This is a genomic window from Sulfurimonas sediminis (genome assembly GCF_014905115.1).
Classification (GTDB): Bacteria; Campylobacterota; Campylobacteria; order Campylobacterales; family Sulfurimonadaceae; genus Sulfurimonas; species Sulfurimonas sediminis.
On sequence record NZ_CP041235.1, the window covers coordinates 964146 to 989354 of the forward strand.

The 25209-nt window shown below is 33.8% G+C and carries 28 protein-coding genes; 24 read left to right on the top strand and 4 right to left on the bottom strand.

Features of this window, described 5'->3' with window-relative positions; translation table 11 throughout:
• The first annotated feature begins 77 nt into the window (after nt 1-77).
• The 18 genes from FJR45_RS05195 to FJR45_RS05280 all read left to right on the top strand — a co-directional run bounded on the left by FJR45_RS05195 (nt 78) and on the right by FJR45_RS05280 (nt 14962).
• Nucleotides 78-371, top strand: coding sequence for a hypothetical protein (locus FJR45_RS05195; protein WP_193151659.1), 294 nt, complete (start codon nt 78-80; stop codon nt 369-371).
• On the top strand, nt 371-1252 hold the full coding sequence (locus FJR45_RS05200) for an NADH-quinone oxidoreductase subunit B family protein (RefSeq protein ID WP_193151660.1): 882 nt from the start codon (nt 371-373) through the stop codon (nt 1250-1252). Before FJR45_RS05195 ends, FJR45_RS05200 begins: the two co-directional genes overlap by 1 nt.
• The gene (locus FJR45_RS05205; protein WP_193151661.1) at nt 1249-1755 is read left to right on the top strand and encodes an NADH-quinone oxidoreductase subunit C; all 507 of its coding nucleotides are present in this window, start codon (nt 1249-1251) and stop codon (nt 1753-1755) included. The genes FJR45_RS05200 and FJR45_RS05205 overlap by 4 nt, the downstream gene beginning before the upstream one ends.
• Nucleotides 1755-2846, top strand: a complete 1092-nt coding sequence (locus FJR45_RS05210) for a hydrogenase large subunit (protein WP_193151662.1) — start codon at nt 1755-1757, stop codon at nt 2844-2846. Before FJR45_RS05205 ends, FJR45_RS05210 begins: the two co-directional genes overlap by 1 nt.
• A gap of 13 nt (nt 2847-2859) precedes the next feature.
• A complete protein-coding gene (locus tag FJR45_RS05215) occupies nt 2860-3363 on the top strand; it encodes a 4Fe-4S dicluster domain-containing protein (protein WP_193151663.1) in 504 nt (167 codons plus the stop codon).
• Between the two features lie 6 nt (nt 3364-3369).
• Nucleotides 3370-3708: a hydrogenase maturation nickel metallochaperone HypA/HybF gene (locus FJR45_RS05220; RefSeq protein WP_193151664.1), complete on the top strand. Its 339-nt coding sequence runs from the start codon at nt 3370-3372 to the stop codon at nt 3706-3708.
• A 3-nt stretch (nt 3709-3711) separates the two neighbouring features.
• Complete coding sequence (locus FJR45_RS05225; RefSeq protein WP_193151665.1) at nt 3712-5142, top strand: glutamate synthase subunit beta; 1431 nt, start codon at nt 3712-3714, stop codon at nt 5140-5142.
• A 14-nt stretch (nt 5143-5156) separates the two neighbouring features.
• Complete coding sequence (locus tag FJR45_RS05230; protein ID WP_193151666.1) at nt 5157-5741, top strand: TetR/AcrR family transcriptional regulator; 585 nt, start codon at nt 5157-5159, stop codon at nt 5739-5741.
• A 141-nt stretch (nt 5742-5882) separates the two neighbouring features.
• Nucleotides 5883-6677 carry a hydrogenase nickel incorporation protein HypB gene (hypB, locus tag FJR45_RS05235; protein WP_193151667.1) on the top strand — a complete coding sequence of 265 codons (795 nt, stop codon included), beginning with the start codon at nt 5883-5885 and terminating at the stop codon, nt 6675-6677.
• A 1-nt stretch (nt 6678) separates the two neighbouring features.
• Nucleotides 6679-6969, top strand: coding sequence for a HypC/HybG/HupF family hydrogenase formation chaperone (locus tag FJR45_RS05240; RefSeq protein ID WP_193151668.1), 291 nt, complete (start codon nt 6679-6681; stop codon nt 6967-6969).
• Nucleotides 6969-8114, top strand: a complete 1146-nt coding sequence (gene hypD / locus FJR45_RS05245; RefSeq protein ID WP_193151669.1) for a hydrogenase formation protein HypD — start codon at nt 6969-6971, stop codon at nt 8112-8114. The genes FJR45_RS05240 and hypD overlap by 1 nt, the downstream gene beginning before the upstream one ends.
• Nucleotides 8111-9109: a hydrogenase expression/formation protein HypE gene (hypE, locus tag FJR45_RS05250; RefSeq protein WP_193151670.1), complete on the top strand. Its 999-nt coding sequence runs from the start codon at nt 8111-8113 to the stop codon at nt 9107-9109. Before hypD ends, hypE begins: the two co-directional genes overlap by 4 nt.
• A gap of 91 nt (nt 9110-9200) precedes the next feature.
• A complete protein-coding gene (htpX, locus tag FJR45_RS05255) occupies nt 9201-10064 on the top strand; it encodes a protease HtpX (protein ID WP_193151671.1) in 864 nt (287 codons plus the stop codon).
• A gap of 3 nt (nt 10065-10067) precedes the next feature.
• The gene (locus FJR45_RS05260; RefSeq protein WP_193151672.1) at nt 10068-11183 is read left to right on the top strand and encodes an NAD(P)/FAD-dependent oxidoreductase; all 1116 of its coding nucleotides are present in this window, start codon (nt 10068-10070) and stop codon (nt 11181-11183) included.
• Between the two features lie 17 nt (nt 11184-11200).
• Nucleotides 11201-12169 carry a type II toxin-antitoxin system death-on-curing family toxin gene (locus tag FJR45_RS05265; protein ID WP_193151673.1) on the top strand — a complete coding sequence of 323 codons (969 nt, stop codon included), beginning with the start codon at nt 11201-11203 and terminating at the stop codon, nt 12167-12169.
• 33 nt (nt 12170-12202) lie between these two features.
• Nucleotides 12203-13852 carry an enoyl-CoA hydratase-related protein gene (locus FJR45_RS05270; protein ID WP_193151674.1) on the top strand — a complete coding sequence of 550 codons (1650 nt, stop codon included), beginning with the start codon at nt 12203-12205 and terminating at the stop codon, nt 13850-13852.
• Nucleotides 13845-14186, top strand: coding sequence for a hydrogenase maturation nickel metallochaperone HypA (hypA, locus tag FJR45_RS05275; protein ID WP_193151675.1), 342 nt, complete (start codon nt 13845-13847; stop codon nt 14184-14186). Before FJR45_RS05270 ends, hypA begins: the two co-directional genes overlap by 8 nt.
• Before the next feature lie 2 nt (nt 14187-14188).
• Complete coding sequence (locus FJR45_RS05280; RefSeq protein ID WP_193151676.1) at nt 14189-14962, top strand: DUF695 domain-containing protein; 774 nt, start codon at nt 14189-14191, stop codon at nt 14960-14962.
• Nucleotides 14963-14966: 4 nt separating this feature from the next.
• On the opposite strand, the gene FJR45_RS05285 is transcribed toward FJR45_RS05280, so the two are convergent.
• Nucleotides 14967-16208, bottom strand: coding sequence for a BaiN/RdsA family NAD(P)/FAD-dependent oxidoreductase (locus tag FJR45_RS05285; protein WP_193151677.1), 1242 nt, complete (start codon nt 16206-16208; stop codon nt 14967-14969).
• A 26-nt stretch (nt 16209-16234) separates the two neighbouring features.
• On the opposite strand from FJR45_RS05285, the gene FJR45_RS05290 reads away from it, so the two are divergent.
• Nucleotides 16235-16894, top strand: coding sequence for a tRNA-uridine aminocarboxypropyltransferase (locus FJR45_RS05290; RefSeq protein ID WP_193151678.1), 660 nt, complete (start codon nt 16235-16237; stop codon nt 16892-16894).
• Here the strand turns inward: FJR45_RS05290 and FJR45_RS05295 are convergent.
• Both FJR45_RS05295 and FJR45_RS05300 read right to left on the bottom strand, forming a co-directional pair.
• Nucleotides 16885-17280: a DUF6858 family protein gene (locus FJR45_RS05295; RefSeq protein WP_193151679.1), complete on the bottom strand. Its 396-nt coding sequence runs from the start codon at nt 17278-17280 to the stop codon at nt 16885-16887. The genes FJR45_RS05290 and FJR45_RS05295 overlap by 10 nt on opposite strands.
• A 70-nt stretch (nt 17281-17350) precedes the next feature.
• A complete protein-coding gene (locus tag FJR45_RS05300) occupies nt 17351-18025 on the bottom strand; it encodes a YggS family pyridoxal phosphate-dependent enzyme (RefSeq protein WP_193151680.1) in 675 nt (224 codons plus the stop codon).
• A gap of 154 nt (nt 18026-18179) precedes the next feature.
• Between FJR45_RS05300 and FJR45_RS05305 the strand changes: the two genes are divergently transcribed.
• From FJR45_RS05305 to FJR45_RS05325, 5 genes are all read left to right on the top strand, one after another.
• Nucleotides 18180-20249 carry an EAL domain-containing protein gene (locus FJR45_RS05305; protein ID WP_193151681.1) on the top strand — a complete coding sequence of 690 codons (2070 nt, stop codon included), beginning with the start codon at nt 18180-18182 and terminating at the stop codon, nt 20247-20249.
• Nucleotides 20250-20328: 79 nt separating this feature from the next.
• Nucleotides 20329-22278, top strand: a complete 1950-nt coding sequence (locus tag FJR45_RS05310; RefSeq protein WP_193151682.1) for a methyl-accepting chemotaxis protein — start codon at nt 20329-20331, stop codon at nt 22276-22278.
• A 3-nt stretch (nt 22279-22281) separates the two neighbouring features.
• The gene (locus tag FJR45_RS05315; protein ID WP_193151683.1) at nt 22282-22836 is read left to right on the top strand and encodes a chemotaxis protein CheB; all 555 of its coding nucleotides are present in this window, start codon (nt 22282-22284) and stop codon (nt 22834-22836) included.
• Complete coding sequence (locus FJR45_RS05320; protein ID WP_193151684.1) at nt 22829-23638, top strand: CheR family methyltransferase; 810 nt, start codon at nt 22829-22831, stop codon at nt 23636-23638. The genes FJR45_RS05315 and FJR45_RS05320 overlap by 8 nt, the downstream gene beginning before the upstream one ends.
• The gene (locus FJR45_RS05325; RefSeq protein ID WP_193151685.1) at nt 23635-24375 is read left to right on the top strand and encodes a transporter; all 741 of its coding nucleotides are present in this window, start codon (nt 23635-23637) and stop codon (nt 24373-24375) included. Before FJR45_RS05320 ends, FJR45_RS05325 begins: the two co-directional genes overlap by 4 nt.
• Here the strand turns inward: FJR45_RS05325 and FJR45_RS05330 are convergent.
• Nucleotides 24372-25148: a sensor histidine kinase gene (locus tag FJR45_RS05330; protein WP_193151686.1), complete on the bottom strand. Its 777-nt coding sequence runs from the start codon at nt 25146-25148 to the stop codon at nt 24372-24374. The two genes, FJR45_RS05325 and FJR45_RS05330, sit on opposite strands and share 4 nt — an antisense overlap.
• Nucleotides 25149-25209: the final 61 nt, after the last annotated feature.

The window sequence follows — 25209 nt, forward strand, 5'->3', positions numbered from 1 at the left end:
TAAATTTAAGAAATTTTAATGATATCATTCTAAATGAATATTCATTCGCCTATATAAAGACTAATTATCGGAGTGATATGACAAAGATATTAAATGAAACATGTATCAGAATGTATTGTGAATCTGAGGGAAGATGTCATGGTATTGTGTTTGTCTTTTTTGATGAAACTCAAAAAGAAAATATTTTGCACAATGTAAATCTACTCGCACATAGACATAGAGTACATCCTGATGTCACTGTAAGTGTCAGGGAAAAATACGGAGAGGTTTTTATTGATTTTTATGATGAATATCACCATGAAGATCAATATTTTTTTGAGGATTTAGTTTCGGTACTTGGTGCTAAATTATGTGATTGTGAGGACTTATAATGAGTAAAGAAGTTGTTCCTAAATTATTTAGAGTAAATACAGGAAGTTGTAATGGTTGTGATGTGGAGTTTGTTGCAACTGCGTTTGTAGATAAATTTGAGCTTGAGAGTTTAGGGGTTGAGCTTGTTGAGCATATAAATGAAGCAAATGTATTGGTTGTTACTGGACCATTAACTGCAAGAAGTGAACCATTTTTAAAGAAATATGTTGCTCAAATGAGAAAGCCATACGCTGTTGTTGGTATAGGTACTTGTTCTGTTACAAGTGGGATTTTTAGAGATTCTTATGCTATTGAAGGTCCTACAGATAAAATCGTAGATGTTGATATCAATGTTGCTGGATGTCCTCCTCGACCTGAATCTATCGCCGAAGGAGTTGCTAAAGGCATTAAGGTGCTTCAACAAAAGTTGAATGGGGAGGCTACTCCTAAAACACTCGATATGATATTTTCTGACTTTACAGCTCCAGCTTCATTTAGAGGTAAAATTGATTTAAATGAAGATATGTGTACTGCATGTAGAACTTGCGAAACTGTTTGTCCTTCAGGGGCTATTGAGATATCAGCTGTTGAGGGTGGATTTATTCATAAGGTTTGGCATAACTCATGTTGTTTTTGTGGAAATTGTGCTTACTTTTGTCCTACTGGTGCTATTTTTAATACAAATAGTTTTGACACTGCAAAAACACAAGATGAAAAATATAGTGAAGTAAATGTAGGGCATATAAATTATGAGACTTGTAGCTGCTGTGGTGAAAATTATATGCCACCATCGCGTGGATTACTAGGGAAAGCTTATGTTCATGATGATGTCAGCAAGTTGAATGATGCAATTTGTCCGGCGTGTAGAAAAGAAGCAAATTTTAAAAGGATGTATGGATGAATATAGAAGAGTTTAATAATGCAATAAAAAATAATATAGTGTCGCAGTATACATTGCATGATGATGTTGATAGTTATGGAAATCCTAACAGCTGGATTAAGTTGACAAACAAAAATGATATTGAAGCGATTGCAAAAAGTGTAAGTGCCTATAAAGGAAGATGTGTTGTTATGTCTGTTTATAGAAATGAAGATGGTTCTCATATGCTGATATATCATTTTGATATTGATGGGATGCTTATTAATGTTGAAGTCCCTCTTGCAAGTGATGATAAAAATTTCATATCTATTACACCAATTTTACCGAGTGCCAACTGGGCTGAGAGAGAAGCACGAGAGATGTATAATCTTGAACCTGTAGGTCATCCATGTAAAGATAGACTTTTTCTAGACCCTTCTATGCCAAAAGGAGAAATGGCTGAATATATTTCTCTCTCAAAAGCACAAGTGGGATTGAGCGACACAGATATATTATGGAATAAAGTAAATGAGGGGATTAAGTAATGAGTGAAAAGATAGCAATAGGTCCATTTAATCCAGAATTAGAAGAGTCTGTATATTTCAAACTAAAAGCAGATGAAAATAGAATAGTAACCGATGTTGAAATAATAAATGGTTTTATTCATAGAGGAATGGAAGGTCTTGTAACAAAGAAAAACTTTATGCAAAATCTTATTTTAACAGAGAGAGTCTGTTCTTTGTGTTCAAACAATCATCCATTTACATATGCTATGGCTGTGGAAAAAATTTCAGGCATTAAAATTCCTCTTCGTGCTGAAGCACTGCGAGTAGTTGCTGATGAAGTAAAAAGAGTTGCATCAGATATGTTTAACTTGGCAATGCTTACACATCTCGCACATACACATGACCTGATGAAAGAGACGATGAATATTCGCGAGCATATGCAAGATTTAAAAGAGGTTATTTGGGGTAACAGAATGGATATGAGTGTTAATATTCTCACTGGTACCAAATATGATCTTGACGAAGGAAAGATAGAGATAATTTTAGAGAAACTAAAAATTGTTGAATCACAAGTAAGAGCCCTGCAAGAGAAATATGAAAACTCTGAGGCATTTAAAGAGAAGACGATTGGTGTTGGTGTTTTACCAAAAGAGGACGCACTGAGTATAGGTGTAACAGGTCCGGTGGCAAGAGGAAGCGGGATAAATAATGATGTTAGAGTCATTGCTCCTTACTCTCTTTATGCAATACGCCCAGAGATTCGTCCAAATGTTACTCTTAGAACAGAGGGTGATGTGTATGCAAGAGCTATGGTTCGTTTTGGTGACATTTTAGAGGCTATTCGCATCATAAAAGATGTCGTTGCTGATTTACCTGAAGGTCCTACATACTTAGAAAAGAGACCGCATATTCCTGCTGGTGAAGCAGTTGTAAGAACGGAAGCTCCTCGTGGAGAACTTATATATTATCTTAAAACAGATGGTTCTCAAAAACCAGAGAGAATGCGATGGAAAGTACCAACTTTTACAAACTGGGAAGCCCTAAAAGTTATGATTTTAGGGGATAAGGTCGATAATGTAACGATGATTCTTAATAGTATTGATCCATGTATTTCATGTACAGAAAGATAGAGGGAAGTAGGTTATGAGAAATAATAGATTTATATATGCTGATCCAGATAAATGTATAGGGTGTATTAACTGTGAACTTGCTTGTAGTGCAAGTCATATGGATCTTGATATTGATACGGTTTATGCAATGGCAGCAAGGGGTGAGACAATCGCACCTTCAAGAAATAAAGTTTTAACTCTAAATGGAAAAACTGCACCGATGCAGTGTATGCAATGTCCTGATGCACCATGTCTTGAAGGGTGTCCTGTAGATATTATTAAATTTGAAGATGACTTTGTAAAGTATTACGAAAGTGACTGTATTGGGTGTCAAAGTTGTGATATGGTTTGTCCATATGGTGCTGTTGTTATGGCAGCAAATATAAAAAAAGATGCTCCTGTTAGTCAAATGGTTGCACTTACTTGTGATTTGTGTGGCGGAGAAAATGGTAAGCAGGCATGTGTAAATATCTGTCCTACAGATGCAATTGCTCTAATAGATTATGAAGAGTTTGCAGTTATACAGAATAGAAGATAAGCAAGTATGCACGAATACAGTATTGTTCAGTCAATGTTAGATCTTTGTGAGAAACATTCAAAAGGGCAAGAAGTTGCAAAAGTTGCTGTAAAGATAGGAAAGATGAGTGGAATAGAACCTCACTTTCTTAAAGAGAGCTTTGAAGTTTTCAAAGAGGGGACAGTTTGCCAGGATGCTACTATGGATATGCAGATTATCGAGATTACCATTGAGTGTCAAAAGTGTAAAAAGGTTGCAGTTGTAGATAGTTTTAATTTTTATTGTCCCTATTGTCAAGGGGGCGATACAAAAGTGCTTACTGGACAAGAGATGCATATTGATTATATAGAATTAAAGGAGGTGTGACCGATGGAAAGAAAAAAACAGTATTTGAAGATTAAAAAAGAGATACCAAAGAAAAGAGAAGCACAAGAGAGAAAGATGGATTTTCATCCAACATATCATCTGTTTTCTCATAAAGAGGCTGATGCACAGTCAGAGAGATGTATCAAGTGTCCAATTGACCTACTCAAAGATATGAGTGGAGAATTTAGTTTTTGTCGTACAGGTTGTCCGTTGGAAAATAAAATTCCTATTTGGATAGAAAAAGTAAAACAGAATGATATAAAAGGGGCATTTGAAGCAAGTAATGAAACTTCTCCTTTTCCTGAAATTCTTGGTATGGTGTGTCCTCATGATGTGTTGTGTCAGGGAGGTTGTACAATCTCTAAAACTGAATCAGGGAGTGTTACTATCGGTGCTATTGAAGTTTATCTGAATGAAGAGGCTTTTAAAATGGGACTGAAGCCTGATTATGGGACAAATGCAGTAAAATCTGGTAAAAAAGTAGCGATTATAGGAAGTGGACCTGCTGGGATGAGTTGTGCTACATTTTTGCTTCGTGGTGGCGTAAGTGTTGATATGTTTGAAAAATCAGACCGCCCAGGTGGACTCTTGACATATGGTATTCCAAATTTTAAAATTAAGAAAGATGTCATTTTAAGAAGATTTCGATGGATGCAAGAGGCAGGAATGAATCTGCATCTCAATACAGATATAGAGACACCAGAACAGATGAAGCAACTTATAGATGAGTATGATGCAATTTTTGTTGGTCTTGGAGCACCAAATAGTCGTGGTGCAAGAATGAAAAATGAAGATGCTCATGGTGTTTATCATGTTATGGATATTTTACGCCATGCACAAAAAATGGTTTTTGAAGACTTTTATGAAAATATTTTAAAAGACAAGCGTGTAGTTGTTATCGGTGGAGGTGACTCTGCTATGGATGCGGTGAGAACTTCAGTAAGAATGAAAGCAAAATCTGTGACATGTGCCTATAGACGAGATCAGGCAAATATGCCAGGGAGTGCAAAAGAGGTTATAAATGCACAAGAAGAGGGTGTAATATTTGAGTTTTATACGGCACCAAAAGAAGTTGTAGTAGATGAAGGTCGCCATGTAAAAGGGGTGATTTGTCAAAGAACAGCATTGGGCGAACCAGGTGAAGATGGAAGACGCCGTTTGGAAGTTGTAGAAGATAGTGACTTTGTTATTGATTGTGATGTTATTATATTGGCATTAGGTTTTGATAACTATGAATTTCCATGGTATGATGATGCAGAGATAAATACCGGAAAATGGGGTGATATTATTGTTGATGAAAATAAAAGAACCTCAAACAAAAGAATTTATGCAGGTGGAGATGCCGTTCGTGGCGCTGATTTAGCAGTTACTGCTGCTGCAGATGGACGAGAGGCAGCACTCTCTATATTAAGAGATTTTGGAATTTCACTATAGAAAGAGGTAGAGTTATGAAAAAGGTTTTAAAAAAAAATCAGATTATAATGTTTGCTTTAAAACTTTTTTCAAAAAAAGGTTTTTATAACACGAAAATATCTGATATTTCCAAAGATATAGGGATGAGTGTTGGTCATTTTTATAACTATTTTCCATCAAAGAAAAGTTTGGCAAAAGATTCTATCCGTTATGTTACATCACAACTTGCAGAAAATCTAAGAGAGATAAATGCTCAAGAGATTTCACAAAAAGAGAAAATCTATGCATTTGTGAAGGGATATTTTGCTTTTATATCGGAATATCCAGAGATGATAGAGTACTTTTTTCGTGTTTATTTATCCAACAGAGAACTCTTTTGTGATGAGGAAGATTGTGGATTTTCTTTAGCAAAAGAGTTCATAGATGAAATTGAGACACTTATAAATGTTGGTGTTGCAAAGGGTGAATTTAAAGAGAAAAATTTCTATGTAACTTTTGCTTTTATCACAGGAACGCTTGGTGCTATTACTTTTTTAAGCGGTGAAGATGTTTTAGAAAATGATTTAAGCATTTATATCGACGAGGTTTCAAACTCTATATATAATGCTTTAGTGTGTTAAAATTTTGGAAGATTTCTACCTATAAATCCAAAAAAGATATAAGAAACACTTTTTTTTATATCTTTTTTATCTACTATGTTATAATATATTCTACAATTGAATAAATATTCACTTAGAATTTATTATATAAGGAAGATAAATATGTGTGCAGATTGCGGATGTAGTATAACAGGAACAAATTTAGGAGATGGACACCATCATCATCATCATCATCACGAAAATGGGCACAGTCATGAACACCAAGCAGCTCATGAAACACTGCATCACAATCCACAGCTTAACGATGCAAAAACAATCAGTGTAATTACAAAAATTTTAGACAAAAATAATCATGAAGCAGCACATAACCGTGCTCATTTTGAAAAACATAATGTTTTAAGTATTAATCTTATGAGTTCTCCCGGAAGTGGAAAAACAACACTTTTAGAAAATATGGCAGAGATGGCTAAGTTTAAATTTGGTGTTGTTGAGGGAGATTTAGAGACGAGTCGTGATGCTGAAAGAATTAAGGCAAAAGGTATTCCTGCATACCAAATTCAAACGGGAAGTGCTTGTCATTTAGATGCTTTTATGGTGCATAAAGGTTTGCATGAAATGCCGCTTGAAGAGATTGATGTCTGTTTTATAGAGAATGTTGGAAATCTTGTCTGTCCAGCCTCTTATGATGTAGGTGCACATTTAAATATAGTTTTGGTTTCTATTCCTGAGGGGAGTGATAAAATAGAAAAATACCCAGTTATGTTTCGTCAGGCTGATTTAATTTTAATTACCAAAACAGATTTAATAGAATATTTTGATTATGATTTGGAACATGAAAAACAAGAAGCACGAAAAATTAAGCCAGGTGTAGATATTTTAGAAGTAAATATCAAAGATAAAGCTTCTATTCAAAGAGTTATTGATTGGATAGAATTCAAAAGAACAATGAGAGGCTAATATGTGTTTGTCAATTCCAAGTAAAGTTGTAAAAATAGATAAAGAGCGAAATGTTGCTGTAGTTGATACTATGGGTGTTACAAGAGAAGCAGGGCTTGATCTGATGCAAGAAGACGAGGTGAAAATAGGGGACTATGTTTTGTTGCATATAGGTTTTGTAATGAATAAAATAGATGAAGAGGATGCGTTAGAATCTTTAAAAGTATATAATGAAATTTTAGAAAAGCTTGATGAAGAAGAGAGGCGGCAACTGGTACAAGAGGATGATAACTGTCCAAATAGAGGTGCATAATGGCTGAGTTGCAATTAAAGGATTTGTATGATGGCTTTCGTAATCCTGAAGTGATTCAAGGTTTTGCAAAGCTTATCAATGAAGAAGCAAAAAAGCTTTCTCGTCCGATTAATATTATGGAAGTTTGTGGTGGACATACACACTCTATTATGAAGTTTGGACTGCCACAACTTCTACCGGAAAATATTAATTTTATTCATGGTCCTGGGTGTCCTGTATGTATTATGCCAAAAGAGAGAATTGATCATGCTTACATCTTAGCAGAGCTTGATGATACGATTTTGGTTACACTTGGGGATATGATAAAAGTACCGGGAAGTCATGGAAGTTTGCAAGATGCAAGAGCAAAAGGTGCGGATGTGCGTTTTGTTTACTCACCGCTTGATACACTCAAAATTGCTCAAGAAAATCCAGATAAAAAAGTCATCTTCTTTGCCATCGGCTTTGAAACTACAACACCTATGACAACTTCACTTATAGACATTGTTATAAAAAAAGAGATAAAAAACATTTTCTTTCATATCAATCATGTCACGGTTCCTGAGGTGATGGTCGAGCTTATAGACAGCAGAGATGAACATGTAGATAGTTACAACAATAGAATTGATGCCTTTTTGGGACCTTCACATGTAAGCGTTATAACGGGAAGTAAAATTTATGAAAAATTTCCAAAAGAGTATAATCGACCTGTGGTTGTTGCAGGGTTTGAACCTGTAGATATTATGGAAGCTATTTTAATGATACTGAGACAATTTAACGAAGGGCGATGTGAACTTGAAGTTGAGTACAAGCGTCTTGTATCGTATGATGGGAATACTATAGCACAGGCACTTATAGAAAAATATTTTGAAAAAGCTTCTTTGTTTAAATGGCGTGGACTTGGCAATGTACCTAAAAGCGGATATAAACTCAAAGAGGAGTTTGCTTTTTTGGATGCTGAACATATATATTCGGATATTTTACCAAAAGAGGAGATAGAAGACCATAAACTTTGTATCTGTGGTGATATATTGCGTGGTATGGCAAAACCAAATGAATGTACTATTTTTGGTACAGCCTGTAAACCGCAAACACCGCTTGGAAGTTGTATGGTTAGTAGTGAAGGTGCTTGTGCAGCATATTATAAATATGGAAATTTATTATGAATAAACAGATAACTCTGGCTATGGGCAATGGTGGTGAAGAAAATAACGAGCTAATCTCTAAAATTTTTTATAAAGCATTTAAAAATGAGATACTTGAAAAAAGTGAAGATGCCGCAGTAATACATGGTGGAGAACTCGCTTTTTCAACTGACAGTTTTACGGTAAGCCCTCTCTTCTTTGAAGGGGCAGATATAGGAAAGCTGGCTATATGCGGTACATGTAATGATCTTGCTATGATGGGTGCAAAGCCAAAATATCTTACATGTAGTGTGATCATAGAGGAGGGGTTTTCTACTCGTGAGCTTGAAAAAATTGTGCGTAGTATGAAAAAAGAGCTTGAAATTAACGGTGCTATTGTTGTAAGTGGTGATACAAAAGTTGTGCCTCGTGGAAGTGTGGATAAAATTTTTATCAATACAACAGGTATAGGAACTATTATAAAAAAAGGGATAAGTTCTAACAATATTTCAACAGATGATGTCATACTTGTTTCAAGAGATATAGGCAGACACGGAGCGACTATTTTTGCAGCAAGAGAGGGAATAGAACTCTCAAGTACATTAGAGAGTGATTGTGCATCACTGATAGAGCAAGTAGAGGCTCTACTTGAAGCAGATGTTTGTGTGACCGCAATGCGAGATGCAACACGGGGTGGTGTGAGTGCTGTACTTAATGAGTGGGCAAAACAGTCTGATATCTGTATAGAGGTAGAAGAAGAGAGTATTCCTGTCTCTCAAGAGGTGTATGGTATATGTGAGATGTTGGGCTTTGAAGCATTGAATCTTGCAAATGAAGGTACTTTCGTTTTGGCAGTAAAAAAAGAGGATGCACAAAAAGCACTTGAAATACTGCATAGTTTTGAAAACTCCAAAAATGCTGTGAAAATTGCCAATGTAAGTCAACAATATAAACAAAAAGTAATACTGCTCAGTTCATATGGAACGAAAAGATTTTTGGATGCACCTACAGGAGAACTGTTACCTCGTATTTGTTAAAAGTTGTAGAAGTCTATTTAAGCTACTTATGTAGCAAAAGAGTATAAAAAAAGAAGCTATAATAAATTTTAATTTTTATAAAGGGAAAATTATGTCTTTGATTATGTTGATAATAATGAATTTAGCGGTTATGGCTTCGCTTTATGTAGCTCTATTTATTTTGAGTAGTTTTTTTGGTATTTATATTGACCAACAGAGCATGAGTGGGCTTTTTATGATGGCCGCACTTTTTGGATTTGGAGGGAGTTTTATCTCTCTTTTTATGTCTAAATGGATGGCAATCCGTGGAATGGGGGTAGAGATAATCGAATACCCTAACAATGAGTTTGAAAGATGGTTAATGAGTACCATTGAGAAACTTTCTGATGAGGCGGGTATTGGTATGCCTGAAGTTGGTATATTTGATGCACCACCAAATGCGTTTGCAACAGGTTGGGATAAAAACAATTCTCTTGTTGCTGTAAGTACCGGACTTATTGAAAGTATGGATAGAAGTGAAATAGAGGGTGTTCTTGCACATGAAATAAGCCATGTGAAAAATGGTGATATGGTGACAATGACACTGATGCAAGGTGTTTTAAATACTTTTGTCATATTTATCTCTCGTTTACTTGCTTCTATGGTTGCACGAGACAGAAATGGCAATACAAATCATATGATGTATTTTATGATTAGTATGGCATTAGAGATGGTTTTTTCTCTCTTTGCAACAGCAATTTTGATGTGGTACTCAAGATATAGAGAGTACCGTGCAGACGAGGGAGCAGTTGATTTGAGTGGACCAGAGGGAATATACTATGCTCTTGCCAAATTGGGGCGTATTCCAAAAGAGGAGTTGGCACTCAATGATGATTACAGAGCATTTGGGATAGTTGGGTTTTTAGGAAGTTTTTTTGCCTCACACCCTCCTATAGAAGCACGGCTTGAGCATATACAAGAGTATAGTAGAAGTTAGCAGATGAACAGAAAAAAAAGAGTTGTTATTCTTGGTGGTGGTTACGGTGGTATTAAAACATTAGAAACTTTGGCGGACAATGAAAGTATTGAAGTGACGCTCATAGATAAAAACCGTTATCATTATCTTCAAACTGAAAGCTATAATCTTGTTGCATTAAAGAGTTCTTTGGATGATATTATCATCCCTTTGGACACTCTTGTCAAAGGAATAGATAAAAATTTTTGTTTTATCCAAGATGAAGTTGTCAAGGTAGATACCCATACGGTTACATGTAAAGAGGGGGAATATTTTTTTGACTACCTCATAATAGCAGTGGGGGTAAAGACACTACTTCCTTCTATCTTTAGAAATGAGCACCTTTTTGAAGTTAAAAATCTCTCCAATGCCTTACATTTGAAACACTCTTTTGAAGATACTATCGTAAAACATCTCAAAAAAGAGAAAACACACACAAATATAGTTGTTGTTGGTGGCGGTTCTAGCGGTGTTGAGATTGCTGCTGAGATGCAAAACTATCTTTTGAAATTAAATTTAGCACAGGAGATACAAATCTCCTTAATCGCAGATGCCTTTTTGGGTGAACTTGATGAAGACTCTAGAAAAAAAGCACTACAAACTTTGCAAAACAGTGGCATACGCATACTGCAAAAAATGGTACAAAAAGTTGAAGGAAATAATTTATATCTTGAGGATGAACTTATTGCATTTGATTTTGGGGTAGTAGCCATTGGGCTTGAAGCAAGTGAATTTATAAAAAACCTTGGCTTTGAAAAAGAGAAAAATTTTTTAAAAGTTGATGAGTATCTGCGAGTAGATGAGCATATATTTGCTATAGGGGATTGTGTATTTTTGAAAGATAAAAGAGGTGAAACACTACCACAAACTGCACAAACCGCAGAACAAAGTGGAGTTATTGCTGCAAAAAATATTCTTCGTACAATTCAACAAAAACCACTTATCAAAGCAAACATAAAAATCTACGGTCTTGCCATAGCCCTTGGAGGCAAGTTTGCCATCGCAACAGCATCATTTGTCAAAGTAGATGGAATACTTGGGTATTTGGGAAAAAAAGCGATAGAACAGTTTTACAAAATCCCGCTTAAGCTTAAGTCATAAAAAGTAGAGGATTTAATATGAGTGATATAGTAATTTATGAAGATGGAGCACTTGCACTTAATGCAACAGTTGAAAATGAGACTGTTTGGTTGCGACAAAATGAGATTGCAAAGCTTTTTAATAAAGATAGAACAGTTGTTACAAGACATATAAATAATATTTTAAAAGACAATGAGGTCGATGAAAAAAGCAATGTGCAAAAAATGCACATTGCAAATTCTGATAAGCCGGTAAAATTTTACAGTCTTGATATTATCTTGGCAGTTGGTTATAGGACAAATTCTTTTAAAGCTATTAAATTTCGCCAATGGGCTACAAAGGTTTTAAAAAGTTATCTTATAAAAGGTTATGCTCTAAATCAAAAAAAACTGCAGCAACAAAAATTGCAAGAGCTTAAAAATACTATAAATCTTATTAAACAGAGCATGAGTCAAAAAGAGTTATCGCCAAATGAAGCGAAAGGTTTTGTCGAGATTGTAAGCAATTATGCAAAAAGTTGGGCATTGCTACAAGGGTATGATGAGCAGAGCTTGCAAGAGGTGGCAGAGACAAAAGAGCAAAAGTTTATATTAGATTACGACGAAGCCAAAGAGGCGATAGCGGAGCTAAAAAGAGTTCTTGTAGCCAAAGGCGAAGCGACCAAGCTTTTCGGGCAGGAAAAGGCAGATGAACTCAAGGGTAACTTGCTCAATATCTATCAAAGCTTTGGCGGAGTGGAACTTCTACCATCAGTAGAGCAAAAAGCCGCAAATTTACTTTACTATATTATAAAAGGACATCCGTTTAACGATGGAAACAAACGAATAGGTGCGTATTTATTTGTGCTTTTTTTACACAAAAACGACATACTCTATAAAATAAACGGTGAACCAAAGATAAATGACAATGCTTTAGCTTCTTTAGCTTTGCTTGTAGCTACCTCTGCCCCTGAACAAAAAGATATTATTATTAAGTTGGTTATGAATATGTTGGTAGATAATGAGTAAAAGAGCTACGGGAATTTGGCAAAGGTCTGTTAAATGAAAATTACTCTTCTTGTCACTGCATTTAATTCCTTGACACAGGTGGCATATAGTTATTTTAAAGAGAAAAAGTATAATATTGATGTAGTGTTTGCCATCAATGAAAAACAGATGATAGACGAGGTTTTTGCTTTTAGCCCCGATTTTATTTTGTGTCCATTTTTAAAGAAGTTTGTACCAAAAGAGATTTATGAAAACATTGATACCTACATTGTTCATCCTGGTGTATTGGGTGACAGAGGGGCATATGCGATAGATAATGCCATCAGGCTTGACAAAAAAGAGTGGGGCGTTACTATTCTTAAAGCAAATGGTATGTTTGACAGTGGTGATGTTGTCATTACATGTAATTTTAGAATGCGGTCAGCGTATAAATCGAGTATATATAGAAATGAAGTAATAACAACTTTTTACAGTATGCTTGATGATTTTTTAAAAAATAGACAAAGCAAAAAGTTTATATTACAACCAGATTTACCAATGCACCAAACACTATCTCAAAAAGAGAGAGCGATTGACTGGCAAAAAGATACAACACAGGAGATTTTAAAAAAAATATATATGAGCGATTCTTATCCTGGAGTAAAAGATGAAATTTTAGGAGTAGAATGTTATTTGTATGGAGCATGGAGAGAGGAAAAACTAAGGGGTGAACCAAAAGAGATTCTTGCTAAACGAGACGGTGCTGTCTGTTTGGGAACTGTTGATGGAGCGATCTGGATTACCCATCTTAAAGAGCCAAATCGTTTTAAACTTCCTGCGACCTATGTTTTAAAAGAGCGATTGCAAGGGGTAAAAGAGCAAAGACTGCCTTTGATTTTTGATAAAAGTTATAAAACTTTTTATGAAATAAGCTGTGATATAAGAGAAGAAGTGGCATATTTGTATTTTAATTTTCACAACGGTGCTTTTAGCAGTGACAAGTGCATGAAGCTTAAATATGCCTTTGAGTATATTAAAGAGCAGGTAAAAATTGTTGTACTGATGGGTGGAGAAGATTTTTTTAGTAATGGCATTCATCTGAATATTTTAGAAGATAGTAAAAAAAATGGTGAAGATGGCTGGAGCAACATTAATGCTATGAATGATTTGGTAAAAAGTATTCTTTTTGCAGATGAAGTGATAACAGTTGCCTCTTTATCAAAAAATGCAGGAGCGGGTGGTGTATTTTTGGCACTTGCTTGTGATTATGTGGTAGCATGTAATGAAGTTGTATTAAATCCTCATTACAAAACTTTAGGGCTTAGTGGTAGTGAATATCATAGTTATCTATTACCAAAACGGACAGGAAAGCAGATGGCTGAGAAAATTTTAGAGGAGTGTTTGCCTATGAATGCGAGTCAAGCAAGAGAGATAGGTCTTGTGGATAAACTTTTTATGTTAGAGGGTTATGAACAATCTCTTAAAAATTTTTGTCTTGATTTGCTTTTTGATGAAGATGCTTATGAAGATTTTATATGGAAAAAAGGGGATTATTTGCAAGAAAATAAAATGATGATAGAGGGTTGTAGAAAAAAGGAGATAGAAATTATGTACCCAGAGTTTTGGGAAAAAGAGAGCGTATTTCATACTTTAAGATATGAATTTGTTTATAAAATATGTCCACAAGCGACACCGAAAAGATTAAAAGGAGTAGAGTGTGCATGAGTACAGTATTGTTCAGGCACTTTTAGATCAGATAGAAGATATAGCTGATAAAAATGATGCAAAAAAAGTTACAAAGATTATCGTAAAAATTGGTGTTATGAGTGGAATAGAAACACACCTGCTTGAGGTTGCTTTTAATACCTTTAAAGAAAAGACTATAGCTGATGGTGCGGAGTTTGTTATGAACATTCAGCCACTTACCATAGAGTGTGAGAAGTGCAAAAAAGTGAGTGAGTTGGAAAAAGTTCACTATTGTTGTCAAGAGTGTGGTTCAGTTGATGTACATGTAATAGATGGGGAAGAGATGTTTCTCATGAGTTTGGAAATGGAGTAGAGATGCAAGAGTATTGGGAAGCGTATATGAAGCCTATAGACGGGCATGCGGCAATGGTATCATTGAATGCAGGTATAGCAGACAGTGTACCTGATGAGGAATACATGTATGTGGGATTTGTCAAAGTAAAACTGAATAATCCAAAAGAGGATGGTTTGGTTTCAGAACAAGAGGGTGATGATGTCGGATTTATAGAAGACAGGCTGGAGATGGAGTCTTTGCGATATCGAAATGGAAAATATATAGGACGCATTATCACGCAGGGTGAAGTTAATTTTATCTATGCCTTGAAAATGGATTTTGAATGGCAAAATACTGTGCAGGATGCAATGAAACACTTTGGCGAGTATAGTTATGAGTTTGGCTCACGCATAGACAGCGAATGGGAGGTTTATCAAAAACTTCTCTTTCCGAATGTAAAAGAGTGGCAGATCATCACCAATCATCATGCCTGCGACAATCTTAAAGAACAAGGCGATGATCTTCATCAGACCAGGGCAATTGAGCATAAAAGCTACTTTACATGTAATGATGACAGAGAAGCATTTGCGCAAAAAATTCAGGAGATGGGTTTTAAAGAACAAAAAAGAAGTGAAGTCCCTTTTAGAGATGAAACAATGTACGGTATTTCTTTTTACAGAAAGGATAAGCCTTTTTATTATGACATAGATGCTTTGACTGTGGAACTTATAGATGTGAGTGAAGCTTATAATGGCAAATATGACGGTTGGGAGTGTGCTCTGGTAAAACCAATATGGCAGACTCAAAAAAAGTAATTTTTTATTTTAAAAGTTTGCCTGCAAGAAAGCCACTGGCAAATGACCATTGGAGGTTGTAGCCTCCGCAGGGTCCGTCAAGATTCATCACCTCTCCGCAAAAATACAAACCGTCTATAATTTTACTTTGCATTGTTTTTGGGTTGATTTCTTTGAGTGAAACACCGCCTCTTGTAATCATGGCCATTTTGAAGCCGTCATGTCCTGTAACGGTGAGGGGTGTCCATGCTAAGAGTGAAATAAGTCTGTCACGTTTTTTCCCTTCGAGTTTTTTGTATGGCATGTCTGGCTCTATTTCCGCTAATCGGCACAGTTCAAGGCTGAGTGCTTCTGGCAAAAGAATTTTGAGCAGTTGCAAGATGTTTGTCATCTTTTCTTTTGCACTCTCTTTTTTGAAATGCTCCCGTATCTGCTCCTCATTTTTTCCTTTTGTCAGATTCAACAGCAGAGGCACTTCGCCGTATTTTTTTAACAGAGGTGTCACTTCTCTGGCAAAGTCAAGCACAACCGGTCCGCGTATGCCGGAGTTTGTAAAAATCAAATCACCTTTTGCACGCAGTTTTTTATGTTTTTTCAAATTTACACGCAGTTCAACCTTTGCAATGGTGTCTGCACGGCAGTTTTTGACCCAGTTCTCTTTTGTTTTTAAGGGCATCATGGCAGGGGAGAGGTCGGTTACTTTATGACCGACTTCACTGGCAAGATTGTAGCCGTCACCCTCAGCACCAAGCACTGGGTAGCCAAGCCCACCGGTTGCGATGATGACATTGGGTGCATAAAAGATGTCTGTTTGTGTTTTAACCCCGTCTATGTGATTGCCGGTTGCCAAAAGCCTTGTGACTCTTTGGTTACATGTAACGCTGACGCCGAGTCTGAGCATCTCTTTTTGGAGTCCGGAAATGATAGTGGCAGAAGAGTGTGATGTGGGGAAAATTCTAAATCCGTCAGGGGCATGGGTTTGTACACCGATTTCATCCATAAAAGTCACAAGAGCTTTGTTGTCAAAAGCTTTGAGTGCATCTTGCATAAAACGTCCCTCTCTTCCGAAACGTGCCATGAAATCTTCATTTGAAAGGGTGTTTGTAAGATTGCATCTACCACCGCCTGTAGCTTTTAACTTAGAAGCTATTTTTGAGAGCTTTTCTAAAAGCAGGACTTTTTTGCCTTCTCTTGCGGCAACGATAGCAGCAATGATGCCGGCTGCACCGCTTCCGACAATGATAACATCGTATTTGTCTCTATTCATAGTGTAATTTTAGTATAATTGCATTAATGAAAACTTATTATGGTGATAGAGAAAAATGTTATAAGTGTTACAGACCCAAAAGTTCGTGCATGTGCGGGCATTTTGAGCATATCAATACGCAAACAAAATTTGTCATTTTGATGCATCCAAAAGAGTTTAAAAAGGTCAAAAACAATACGGGGCATTTTACCTATCAAAGCCTTACAAATTCCGAACTTTTTATCGGAATTGACTTTACATGTAACGCAAGAATTAATGAAATTATTGCCACACATGAGAGTTATATACTTTTTCCCTCAGAAGATGCTGTGAACCTGACATCAACAAATCCAAAAAAGAGTGAAAAACCTCTGGCAGTTTTTCTGATAGATTCGACCTGGAGCTGTACAAAAAAAATGTTCACACAAAGCAAAAATCTGCAAAAACTCAAACATATGAGCTTTACAACGGCAAAAACCTCACAGTATGAGATAAAAGTACAGCCGGAGGAAAATTATCTCTCTACGATAGAATCAACACTGGTGGTACTGGAGTTATTGGACAGATGGAAAATAGAGCAGATAAAGCAAGAACAGTTAGCCGGCTTTTTAAAACCGTTTCATGCCATGATAGCGTACCAAAAAGAGCTGATACAAAATCCACGCTCTCATGCGGTACGCTTTAAAAGAAGAGTAAATCAGGCTTGAGTTTTGAGTGCCTCTACCCATTCATAAACAACCTTTTGGAGTTGTTCATTTGGAACTTCTAAAAAACTGACCTCAAAACTCTCATCCAATTCACAAACACCTATACTTCTGGGACGCACTGCAAGCATTTTTGCATTTGGTAACTGTTTGCCAAAACAAAATACAATGTTTTTTGCATCTTTGATTTCAGGGGCAATAGTAGCGTCTTGCAATGAAGATGTGTGTTGATAGTGATCGAAAATCGCTATAAAAGTAGCTACAGGGTGTTCTTGTATGCGTTCTTGAAAATAGGCAATAATATCATCTGCATTTTTGAAACTTATTTCATTTTTCTTTACATGTAATGAAAAGACGGGATACTTGTCCATAAGATTTGTTTTTGTCATCAGCTAATCCTAATTATAATTTTGCCTAAAGTATATCTTATAATAATTATAATTAGATTAGATAATTAATTTACTTGTTAAACATAATGGAGCCAAGACGAACCATATTGGAACCACACTCAATTGCGAGTTCAAAATCTCCGCTCATCCCCATAGAACAGATGCTGGTATTTGGAAGTTGTGTGAATATTTCATGGGTTGTTTCAAAACTTTTTCTCACTACTGCTTTATCTTCACTGTGTGCGCCTATGCTCATAACACCTTTAAGGTTAATATTTGGACATTCATTGATGATTTGTGTATATATCGTCACTGCATCTTCGGGCATCACACCGTGTTTGCTCGTTTCTTTTGCCGAATTTATCTGCAGTAGACAATCGAGTGTCATCTCTTTTGCAAGCAGTCTTTTTTGCAGTTCATGGGCAAGTTCTAATGAATCCAGGGCTTGAAAAAGACTTGGATTAATGTCTAAAAGATTGTTGATTTTATTTTTTTGCAGATTGCCTATAAAATGCCACTCAATCGGTAAATCTTCAAGCTCTTTGGCTTTGGCTTTTAGGTCCTGCACCTTGTTCTCACCAAAAGCACGCTGACCGATGCGGTAAAGTCTTTGTATCTCATCAGCTGTTGAGTATTTACTCACAGCGACAATTTTAACAATATGGTGCTCACTTACTTTTAAGCGCGCCGTCTCAACCCGTCTGATAACATCATCTATATATAATTTGTACTCAATTTCGTTCATTTTAATCCTAGTTGCCTGTTTCTTTGTTAATATTATACTGTTTAGTAGTTTTAATGGTAATAAAAGATTAACAGATATTTTAAGAAATAATGAAAATTTCATAATCATATGCTAAAGTAAGAAATGTGATTATTTTCTTTGGAGATGTGAAACAATGTTTAGAAAAATGCAACTCAAAACCAGACTTTATATAACACTCGGCGGTTTAATAGTTCTGATATTTATCACTGGAGAATGGAGTTTATGGAAGTCTTCTCAAATTAATAAAAGAGTTGATAATATTTACACGCAAGAAGTTATTCCTTTGGAGAATATTTCTCATTTAAAAGGTGCTCTGTATAGAATAAGAGATAGAAGTTTAAGACTTATTGATACTAAAGATAAAAATATTATATCTAAGCATAAAAAAGTCATTCAAGAACAAGAAAAAAGAATTAAACAAGAACTTGAAATATATGATAATACAAGATTATCGAAAGAAGAAAAACTAGAACTGCAAAAATTCAAAACAAATTTTCAAAAGTATCTGACAATTATAAAAAAGCAAATATATCCAAAACTTATGCAATCAAATGAAAAAACATTGGAAAACATTTTATATAAAAAAGCAATTCTTGAATTTAGAAAAGCAAGAGAGGCACTCAATCGTCTCTCAGAATATCAAATAAGACGAGCAAAACTCCGTCATCAACATTCGCAGGAAATATACTATAAACAGATGATTACTATTCAAATAATATTATTAATTATTATAAGCTTCAGTATATATTTTGCAAAATCACTGATGGGTTCTATAGTAGAGCCAATTCGTCAAATTAACGATGTGTTAGCAAAAATTACTCATGAAGATTTTTCAAAAAGAATTAATATTTCATCTCATGATGAGTTAGGTAAAATGTCTGGAATGTTAAATAATAGTATTGCAACATTACAAAGAACTTTTCAAGAACTTTCTTTACTTGTAAATAATGATAGGATCACAAATTTACCAAATCGAAAAAGTTTTTATGAAGTAGTTGAAAAGTACTTAAGTTCAGAGAGAAACCATCATAGTCTATTTGCTGTAATGTTTATAGATGTAGACAATTTTAAAAATATTAATGATACCTATGGACATACAATAGGGGATAAACTTTTAGAAATTATTGCAAAGCGTATGAAATCCTGTATTAGAGAAAATGATATGCTAGCCCGTTTAGGAGGAGATGAATTTGCTATATTTTTACAAGATATTAAAAATAACATTATTGCTGGTAATATAGCAAATAAAATCATAGATATAATTCAAAAACCGATTTACATTAACCGACATACTATTTTTACATCTGTTTCTATTGGTATCTATGTGTCTGGACAACAAAATCTTTCACAAGAAAAAATTCTTTCATATGCAGATATAGCAATGTATGCAGCAAAAAATTCAGGAAAATCACAATATAGTTATTTTAATCAAGACATGTATAAGCAAGTTGAAAAAGAGGCATTGATTGAAATACAATTAAGAGATGCTATTAAAAACCAAGAGTTTTTGGTTTATTTTCAACCTATTGTTGAACCAAAAACAGAGGCTCTTTATGGTGTTGAATCTTTATTAAGATGGAAAAAAGAGGGTGAAATAATTTCTCCAATCTATTTTATAAAGCAACTCGAAAGTAACGGTATGATACTTGATATAACTTATATGCTGATAGAAAAAGTATTTGACATGATAGAACGTAACAAATTTTCTAGTATAGTCTCCATTAATCTTTCTATTTTACAGTTTTACGATGAAAATTTTATTCCTTTTCTTAAAAGACAATTAGAAAAATATAAAAATGTCAATCCTGATAATATATATTTTGAGATTACAGAGAGTATTTTTGCACAAAATAATGATTTGATTCTTAGCACTATGGAACTTGTTAAAAAACTAGGATTTAAGTTTTCTCTAGATGATTTTGGAACTGGGTACTCTTCTTTATCTTATATTAAAGATTATCCAATCAATACTTTAAAAATAGATAAAAAGTTTGTAGATAATCTTTTAGAAGATATAAAAGCTCAAGAATTACTAGAAGGTATTGTTCACTTGGCAAAAACACTTCATTTGACAATTATTATAGAGGGTGTTGAAGATGTTGCCACTTTAAAAATTGTTACAAATCACAGCAATGTTAAAATTCAAGGGTATTATTACTATAAACCAATGCCTCAAGAAGAGTTTGAAAGACTTCTTAGTTGAAAATGAAATATAATTCATTTTCAATTCATTTTAATTTCATGATATGAAGTTATAATACTTATTAAAAAAAGGTTTCATCATGTTAAAAAACATTACTATTAAACAGCAACTTCTCATTGTTCCAATTATTATATCTCTTGCTTTTATCTATCTGTATTATGCCATTGATTCTAATCTTGACAAACTAGAAGACAAGAGTCTGAAGGCTTCTGTTGCGAATAAGATTGTAAAAGAGATGTTAGAAGCCAGAATCAATGAAAAAAATTATATACGAAGACAAGATGCAAAGTATGCACAAGAGTTGAAAATGTTAGTACAGCAAAGTTTACAAAGAGCAAAAGAATTGAAAAATAGTTTTGAAGACCCTCAAAATAAAGAGCTTGTAAATAGTGTCATTGTAAATATTGAACAATACTTCAAGTTATTTGAAAAATTTCAACAGACAAGAGATGCTTTATTAAAAGAGCAGTCTGTTATGGTTAAAGAAGCACAAGATGTGGAAAATATAGCTTATAAAGTACAAAAAATTCAAAAAAAACAGCTTGAACAGGTTATTCAAAAATCAAAAAATATTACAATTATTGCTGATGAGATAGAAGAAGCATCACTTGCTGATAAGATAGTCAAAGAACTTTTACTCATGCGAATCGCTGAAAAAAATTATCTCCGTCGTAAAGATATTATGTATCAAGACCAAGTAGAAGAGTACATTAAAAAAATTACAAAACTTGCTTTACATGTAAAGCAAGTTTTAGATAGTCCAAAAAACAAACAAATGCTTGAAAATATTTTGCAAGCTTTAAAAGAGTATAAACAAGCATTTTATACTTTTAGTGAATTACGAGAAAAATCATTTAAAATAAATACACAAATGAAAAAAGAAGCAAGAGAGGCTCAAGAAGCTTTAGTTTCACTAAGAGAAGATCAAAAGAAAGAGAAAGAACAACTTGCTAATAACTTGCAGATACAGTTAATAACTCTTTTTGTTGCAATAGGTTTAGGTGTTATTATTTTTATGTTATTTATTTCAACAGTGATAAGTAAAAATCTTATGCAGATTGCAAACGCAGCGAAAAATCTTGCTTCAGGTGATGGAGACTTGACAAAACGCATACATATAGAAGGAAAAAATGAACTCTCCTTAGTTGCCAAATATATTAATGACTTTATTCAAAAAGTGCAAAATGCAATTAGTGAAGCAAAAAATGTGAGTACAGAAGCATCATCTATATCAAATGAACTTTCAGCTACTTCATTAGAAATAGGAAGAAGAGTAGAAGATGAAGCAAGTTTAGTTAAATCTATCAATAGTGATACTGAGCAGACAACACAAGAGGCAAGCTTTGTGGATAATACTGTTACAAGTATGTATGATATTTCTCAGCAGTCATTTGATGCATTACGTCAAACAACGCAAAAAATCAATGAACTTATAGCAACTGTTAAAGATTCTAGTGTAAAAGAAGAAGAACTTTCATTAAAAATGCAAGAACTAAAAGAGAGTACAAATGATGTAAAAAGCATACTTGAACTCATTGGAGATATTGCAGAACAGACAAATCTTCTCTCTTTAAATGCAGCGATAGAAGCAGCACGAGCAGGAGACCATGGTCGTGGTTTTGCCGTTGTGGCTGATGAAGTACGAAAACTTGCAGAAAGAACACAAAAAAGTTTAACAGAGATTAACGCTACTATCAATGTGGTGACACAAGCAGTTGATGAGGCCAGTGATGATATGCAAGAAAATGCCACAGAAATTGCAGAGGCTGCAAAACAGGCAAGTGATGTTGAAGAGAACATAGATAATGTAATGGATAGCATAGAAAAATCTAAAACAATGGCACAAGAGAGTTCAGAAGCAGTAGACAAACTAAAAAACAGAGTTATAGATATTTCTGAGAAAATGACAAAATTGAATGATGTTTCTATTACGAATGCAAGAAGTGTAGAAGAGATTGCAGCGGCTGCAGAACACCAAAATGATATCATAGAAAAACTCAATTCTCAGCTGAGTAGTTTTAAAAGTTAAGAGATGAGAAAACTAATACTTATAGGTGCATCAACCGGTGGTCCTGGGCATATTAAAAAAATTATTACTCAATTAAATAATATAACAACGGAATCATCGTTTATTATTGCACAGCATATGAATAAAGATATTTTAAAAAGCTTTGTTGACCAGCTTTCTACCTGCACAAAACTCCCCGTTTACCTTGTTCAAGATAAAAAAGTAATCGAACCTGCTTCTATTTATGTCTGTAATGAAAGTTTAAGATTTTCATCAATTCATCCACTTATATTAGAATCTATAGATGAAGAGACAATATACGTTCCTAGTATAGATACATTATTTCACTCAGCAACAAAATGCCTGCCTGATTATGGAATTATAGCCATAATATTAACAGGTATAGGGGATGATGGAATGTTGGGAATAGATACTCTTTATAAAAAAGGAGCTCTGTGTATAGCCGAAAGTCAAAGTAGTGCCAAGGTGTATGGAATGCCAAAAGCAGCCTCTGAACATAATCCAAACATTGAAGTCATGGATATAGAGGATATTGTGAAGTTTTTACATAATGTTTAATATTTTTTCAAATAAAGCAATACAAGATATAGAGCAATCTTCTGAGGTTTTTACTGTAGATACTCATGATTCAATGGAACTATATAGCTATATAGAAACAAAGTCTGGTATAGAGTTAGATATAAATAAACCAATTATAAAACAAAAAATAATTGACTATTGTAAAAAACATAATATAAAATCATTTGCAACATTATTGAATAAAATAAAGATAGACGAGTTTTTTTTTAAAAGGTTTGTAACACTTATAACTATTAATGAGACCTATTTTTTTCGTGAAGCAGAACAGATTAAAAATGCTCTTTATGTATATAAGAAGCAAAACAGTTCATGTCTTGATATACTGTGTTTACCATCTTCAACTGGAGAAGAGGTTTATAGTACTATTATTATCGCTCTTGAGATGCATTTGAATAACTTTCGAGTTGTAGGTGTTGATATAGATCAAGTGGTTATACAAAAGGCGAGAGAGGGTATATATAATGAACGATCTGTTCATAGAATAGAGGAAGATATTTTAGAAAAATATTTTACAATAAAAAATAATAATTACAATATTAAAGAGTCTATAAAAAAATATGCTATTTTTACACAATGTAATCTTTTTGAGGAGAGTTTATCAACTATAGGTAAGTTTGACATAATCTTTTCTAGAAATATGTTTATCTATTTTAATGATGCGAAAAAAATTTTAGCATATAAACAGTTAGAGAAACTAAAAAAGTATAATGATACAAAAATATATCTTGGACATGCAGATATTTCAAGCAGTTTAGATAATTACATACGGAGACAGAAATGAAAAAGCTTTCTTTAACAATGCTATTTATAGGTGTAGTGAATATAAACTTATATGCAGAAACACTAATTGCTGACAGACCAGGATTTAGCACAGGGACATATACTGTTGCACCAGGTATGTTTAATATTGAGATGGGGTATAATTATACTTTTGATACAGTTTCATCGAAAAATGACACACAAGATTTTCCTCTTTTTGAACTTCGTACCGGTATAACTGAAAATTTAGAGTTTGATTTTTTGCTAGATGGATGGAGTACCACAAAAGATTTTACAGAGCGTATAAGTTCTGATATAACTATAGCTGGAAAATATAGTTTTTTAGAAAATGAGATATATAATATTTCATTTATGACCCTCATTACATTTCCAACAGGTACTGAAAATGATTTTAAACCAAAAAATATTTCACCACTTTTTGGATTGTTATGGGATTATACAGTAGATGCAAGTGTGTCGCTTTTCGGAACATTTCAGGCAAGTACCTATAGAGATGAAAAACGTATTTATGATTTTCAACCGGCAGTTGGAGCAACATTTTCGCATACAGATAAATTTGCGAGCTATATTGAACTGTACTTTATAGTACCATCTTCCTCAAGTATCATTACAGAAGTAATTGATGGAGGTTTTACATATCTGCTTCGAGACAATATACAACTTGACATAAATGGAGGATTAGGGCTCAATAATGAGTCTAAAGATTTTTTAGGATTTGGTATAGCAATCGGATTCTAACTTGTATAAAATTTCACTGCTACAAAAGTACCTTTGCCTTTTTGACTTCGAATTTTTATGGAAGCGCTATGAAGTTCAAAAATCCAAGTTGCAAGGCTGAGCCCAAGACCATAGCCATCATTATTAGATAGAGTATTTTTACCTCTATAATATGGATGAAAAATTAATTTTAAATCTTTTTTGTCAATACCTATTCCATTATCTACAATTGTAAGGTTAATAAAGTTGTTTCTTTTTCTAAGAATAATTTTTATTTTTTGTTGCTCTAAAGAGTATTTAATAGCATTGTCTATTATATTTCCTATTGCATGTTCTAATAATTCTAAATGACCATGTATAGAGATTGCTTGATTTATTTCTGTGTCTATGTTTAATTTTTTATTTTTAATATTTTTTTCTTTTTCTTGAAGTATTTTATAAATAATATCATTGAGAAAAACTCTTTGCATGGAAGTATGCAGTTGTTTAATATTATTATTGGAAACATAAAGCATTTGAGAAATTATATTTTCAAGAGTATTAATTTTTTTTATAAAATTTTGTATTTCATAAGATATGTTTTTATCAAGAGACGTATAATATAAAAAATATTCTAAATTTGTTTTGAGTTGTGTCAAGGGGGTTTTTAGCTCGTGCGCTATGTTAGAATTAAAGGATTGTACTACTTTGTTTTTTTGTTTTAGATAAATGATAATTTTATTTATTTCTTGAATAAATTTTTGAATATCTTGTAAATTCTCAGGTTCTTTTAATGGATGTATATCATCTAACATAATATTGTTTTCAATCTCAATTATACTTATATTGATGTATTGCTTGAGATTCAAAAGTTTA

Bases quoted from the DNA above. Each gene is read 5' to 3' on its own strand.
- FJR45_RS05285 (WP_193151677.1), bottom strand. From the start codon at position 16,208: ATGAATAGAGACAAATACGATGTTATCATTGTCGGAAGCGGTGCAGCC.
- FJR45_RS05315 (WP_193151683.1), top strand. From the start codon at position 22,282: ATGAGAAAACTAATACTTATAGGTGCATCAACCGGTGGTCCTGGGCAT.
- FJR45_RS05300 (WP_193151680.1), bottom strand. From the start codon at position 18,025: ATGAACGAAATTGAGTACAAATTATATATAGATGATGTTATCAGACGG.
- hypD (WP_193151669.1), top strand. From the start codon at position 6,969: ATGGCTGAGTTGCAATTAAAGGATTTGTATGATGGCTTTCGTAATCCT.
- FJR45_RS05210 (WP_193151662.1), top strand. From the start codon at position 1,755: ATGAGTGAAAAGATAGCAATAGGTCCATTTAATCCAGAATTAGAAGAG.
- FJR45_RS05305 (WP_193151681.1), top strand. From the start codon at position 18,180: ATGTTTAGAAAAATGCAACTCAAAACCAGACTTTATATAACACTCGGC.
- FJR45_RS05320 (WP_193151684.1), top strand. From the start codon at position 22,829: ATGTTTAATATTTTTTCAAATAAAGCAATACAAGATATAGAGCAATCT.
- FJR45_RS05240 (WP_193151668.1), top strand. From the start codon at position 6,679: ATGTGTTTGTCAATTCCAAGTAAAGTTGTAAAAATAGATAAAGAGCGA.
- FJR45_RS05330 (WP_193151686.1), bottom strand. From the start codon at position 25,148: ATGTTAGATGATATACATCCATTAAAAGAACCTGAGAATTTACAAGAT.
- FJR45_RS05200 (WP_193151660.1), top strand. From the start codon at position 371: ATGAGTAAAGAAGTTGTTCCTAAATTATTTAGAGTAAATACAGGAAGT.
- FJR45_RS05290 (WP_193151678.1), top strand. From the start codon at position 16,235: ATGAAAACTTATTATGGTGATAGAGAAAAATGTTATAAGTGTTACAGA.
- FJR45_RS05230 (WP_193151666.1), top strand. From the start codon at position 5,157: ATGAAAAAGGTTTTAAAAAAAAATCAGATTATAATGTTTGCTTTAAAA.
- FJR45_RS05260 (WP_193151672.1), top strand. From the start codon at position 10,068: ATGAACAGAAAAAAAAGAGTTGTTATTCTTGGTGGTGGTTACGGTGGT.
- FJR45_RS05310 (WP_193151682.1), top strand. From the start codon at position 20,329: ATGTTAAAAAACATTACTATTAAACAGCAACTTCTCATTGTTCCAATT.
- FJR45_RS05205 (WP_193151661.1), top strand. From the start codon at position 1,249: ATGAATATAGAAGAGTTTAATAATGCAATAAAAAATAATATAGTGTCG.
- htpX (WP_193151671.1), top strand. From the start codon at position 9,201: ATGTCTTTGATTATGTTGATAATAATGAATTTAGCGGTTATGGCTTCG.
- FJR45_RS05225 (WP_193151665.1), top strand. From the start codon at position 3,712: ATGGAAAGAAAAAAACAGTATTTGAAGATTAAAAAAGAGATACCAAAG.
- FJR45_RS05215 (WP_193151663.1), top strand. From the start codon at position 2,860: ATGAGAAATAATAGATTTATATATGCTGATCCAGATAAATGTATAGGG.
- FJR45_RS05280 (WP_193151676.1), top strand. From the start codon at position 14,189: ATGCAAGAGTATTGGGAAGCGTATATGAAGCCTATAGACGGGCATGCG.
- FJR45_RS05265 (WP_193151673.1), top strand. From the start codon at position 11,201: ATGAGTGATATAGTAATTTATGAAGATGGAGCACTTGCACTTAATGCA.
- FJR45_RS05270 (WP_193151674.1), top strand. From the start codon at position 12,203: ATGAAAATTACTCTTCTTGTCACTGCATTTAATTCCTTGACACAGGTG.
- hypE (WP_193151670.1), top strand. From the start codon at position 8,111: ATGAATAAACAGATAACTCTGGCTATGGGCAATGGTGGTGAAGAAAAT.
- FJR45_RS05325 (WP_193151685.1), top strand. From the start codon at position 23,635: ATGAAAAAGCTTTCTTTAACAATGCTATTTATAGGTGTAGTGAATATA.
- FJR45_RS05295 (WP_193151679.1), bottom strand. From the start codon at position 17,280: ATGACAAAAACAAATCTTATGGACAAGTATCCCGTCTTTTCATTACAT.
- FJR45_RS05195 (WP_193151659.1), top strand. From the start codon at position 78: ATGACAAAGATATTAAATGAAACATGTATCAGAATGTATTGTGAATCT.
- FJR45_RS05220 (WP_193151664.1), top strand. From the start codon at position 3,370: ATGCACGAATACAGTATTGTTCAGTCAATGTTAGATCTTTGTGAGAAA.
- hypB (WP_193151667.1), top strand. From the start codon at position 5,883: ATGTGTGCAGATTGCGGATGTAGTATAACAGGAACAAATTTAGGAGAT.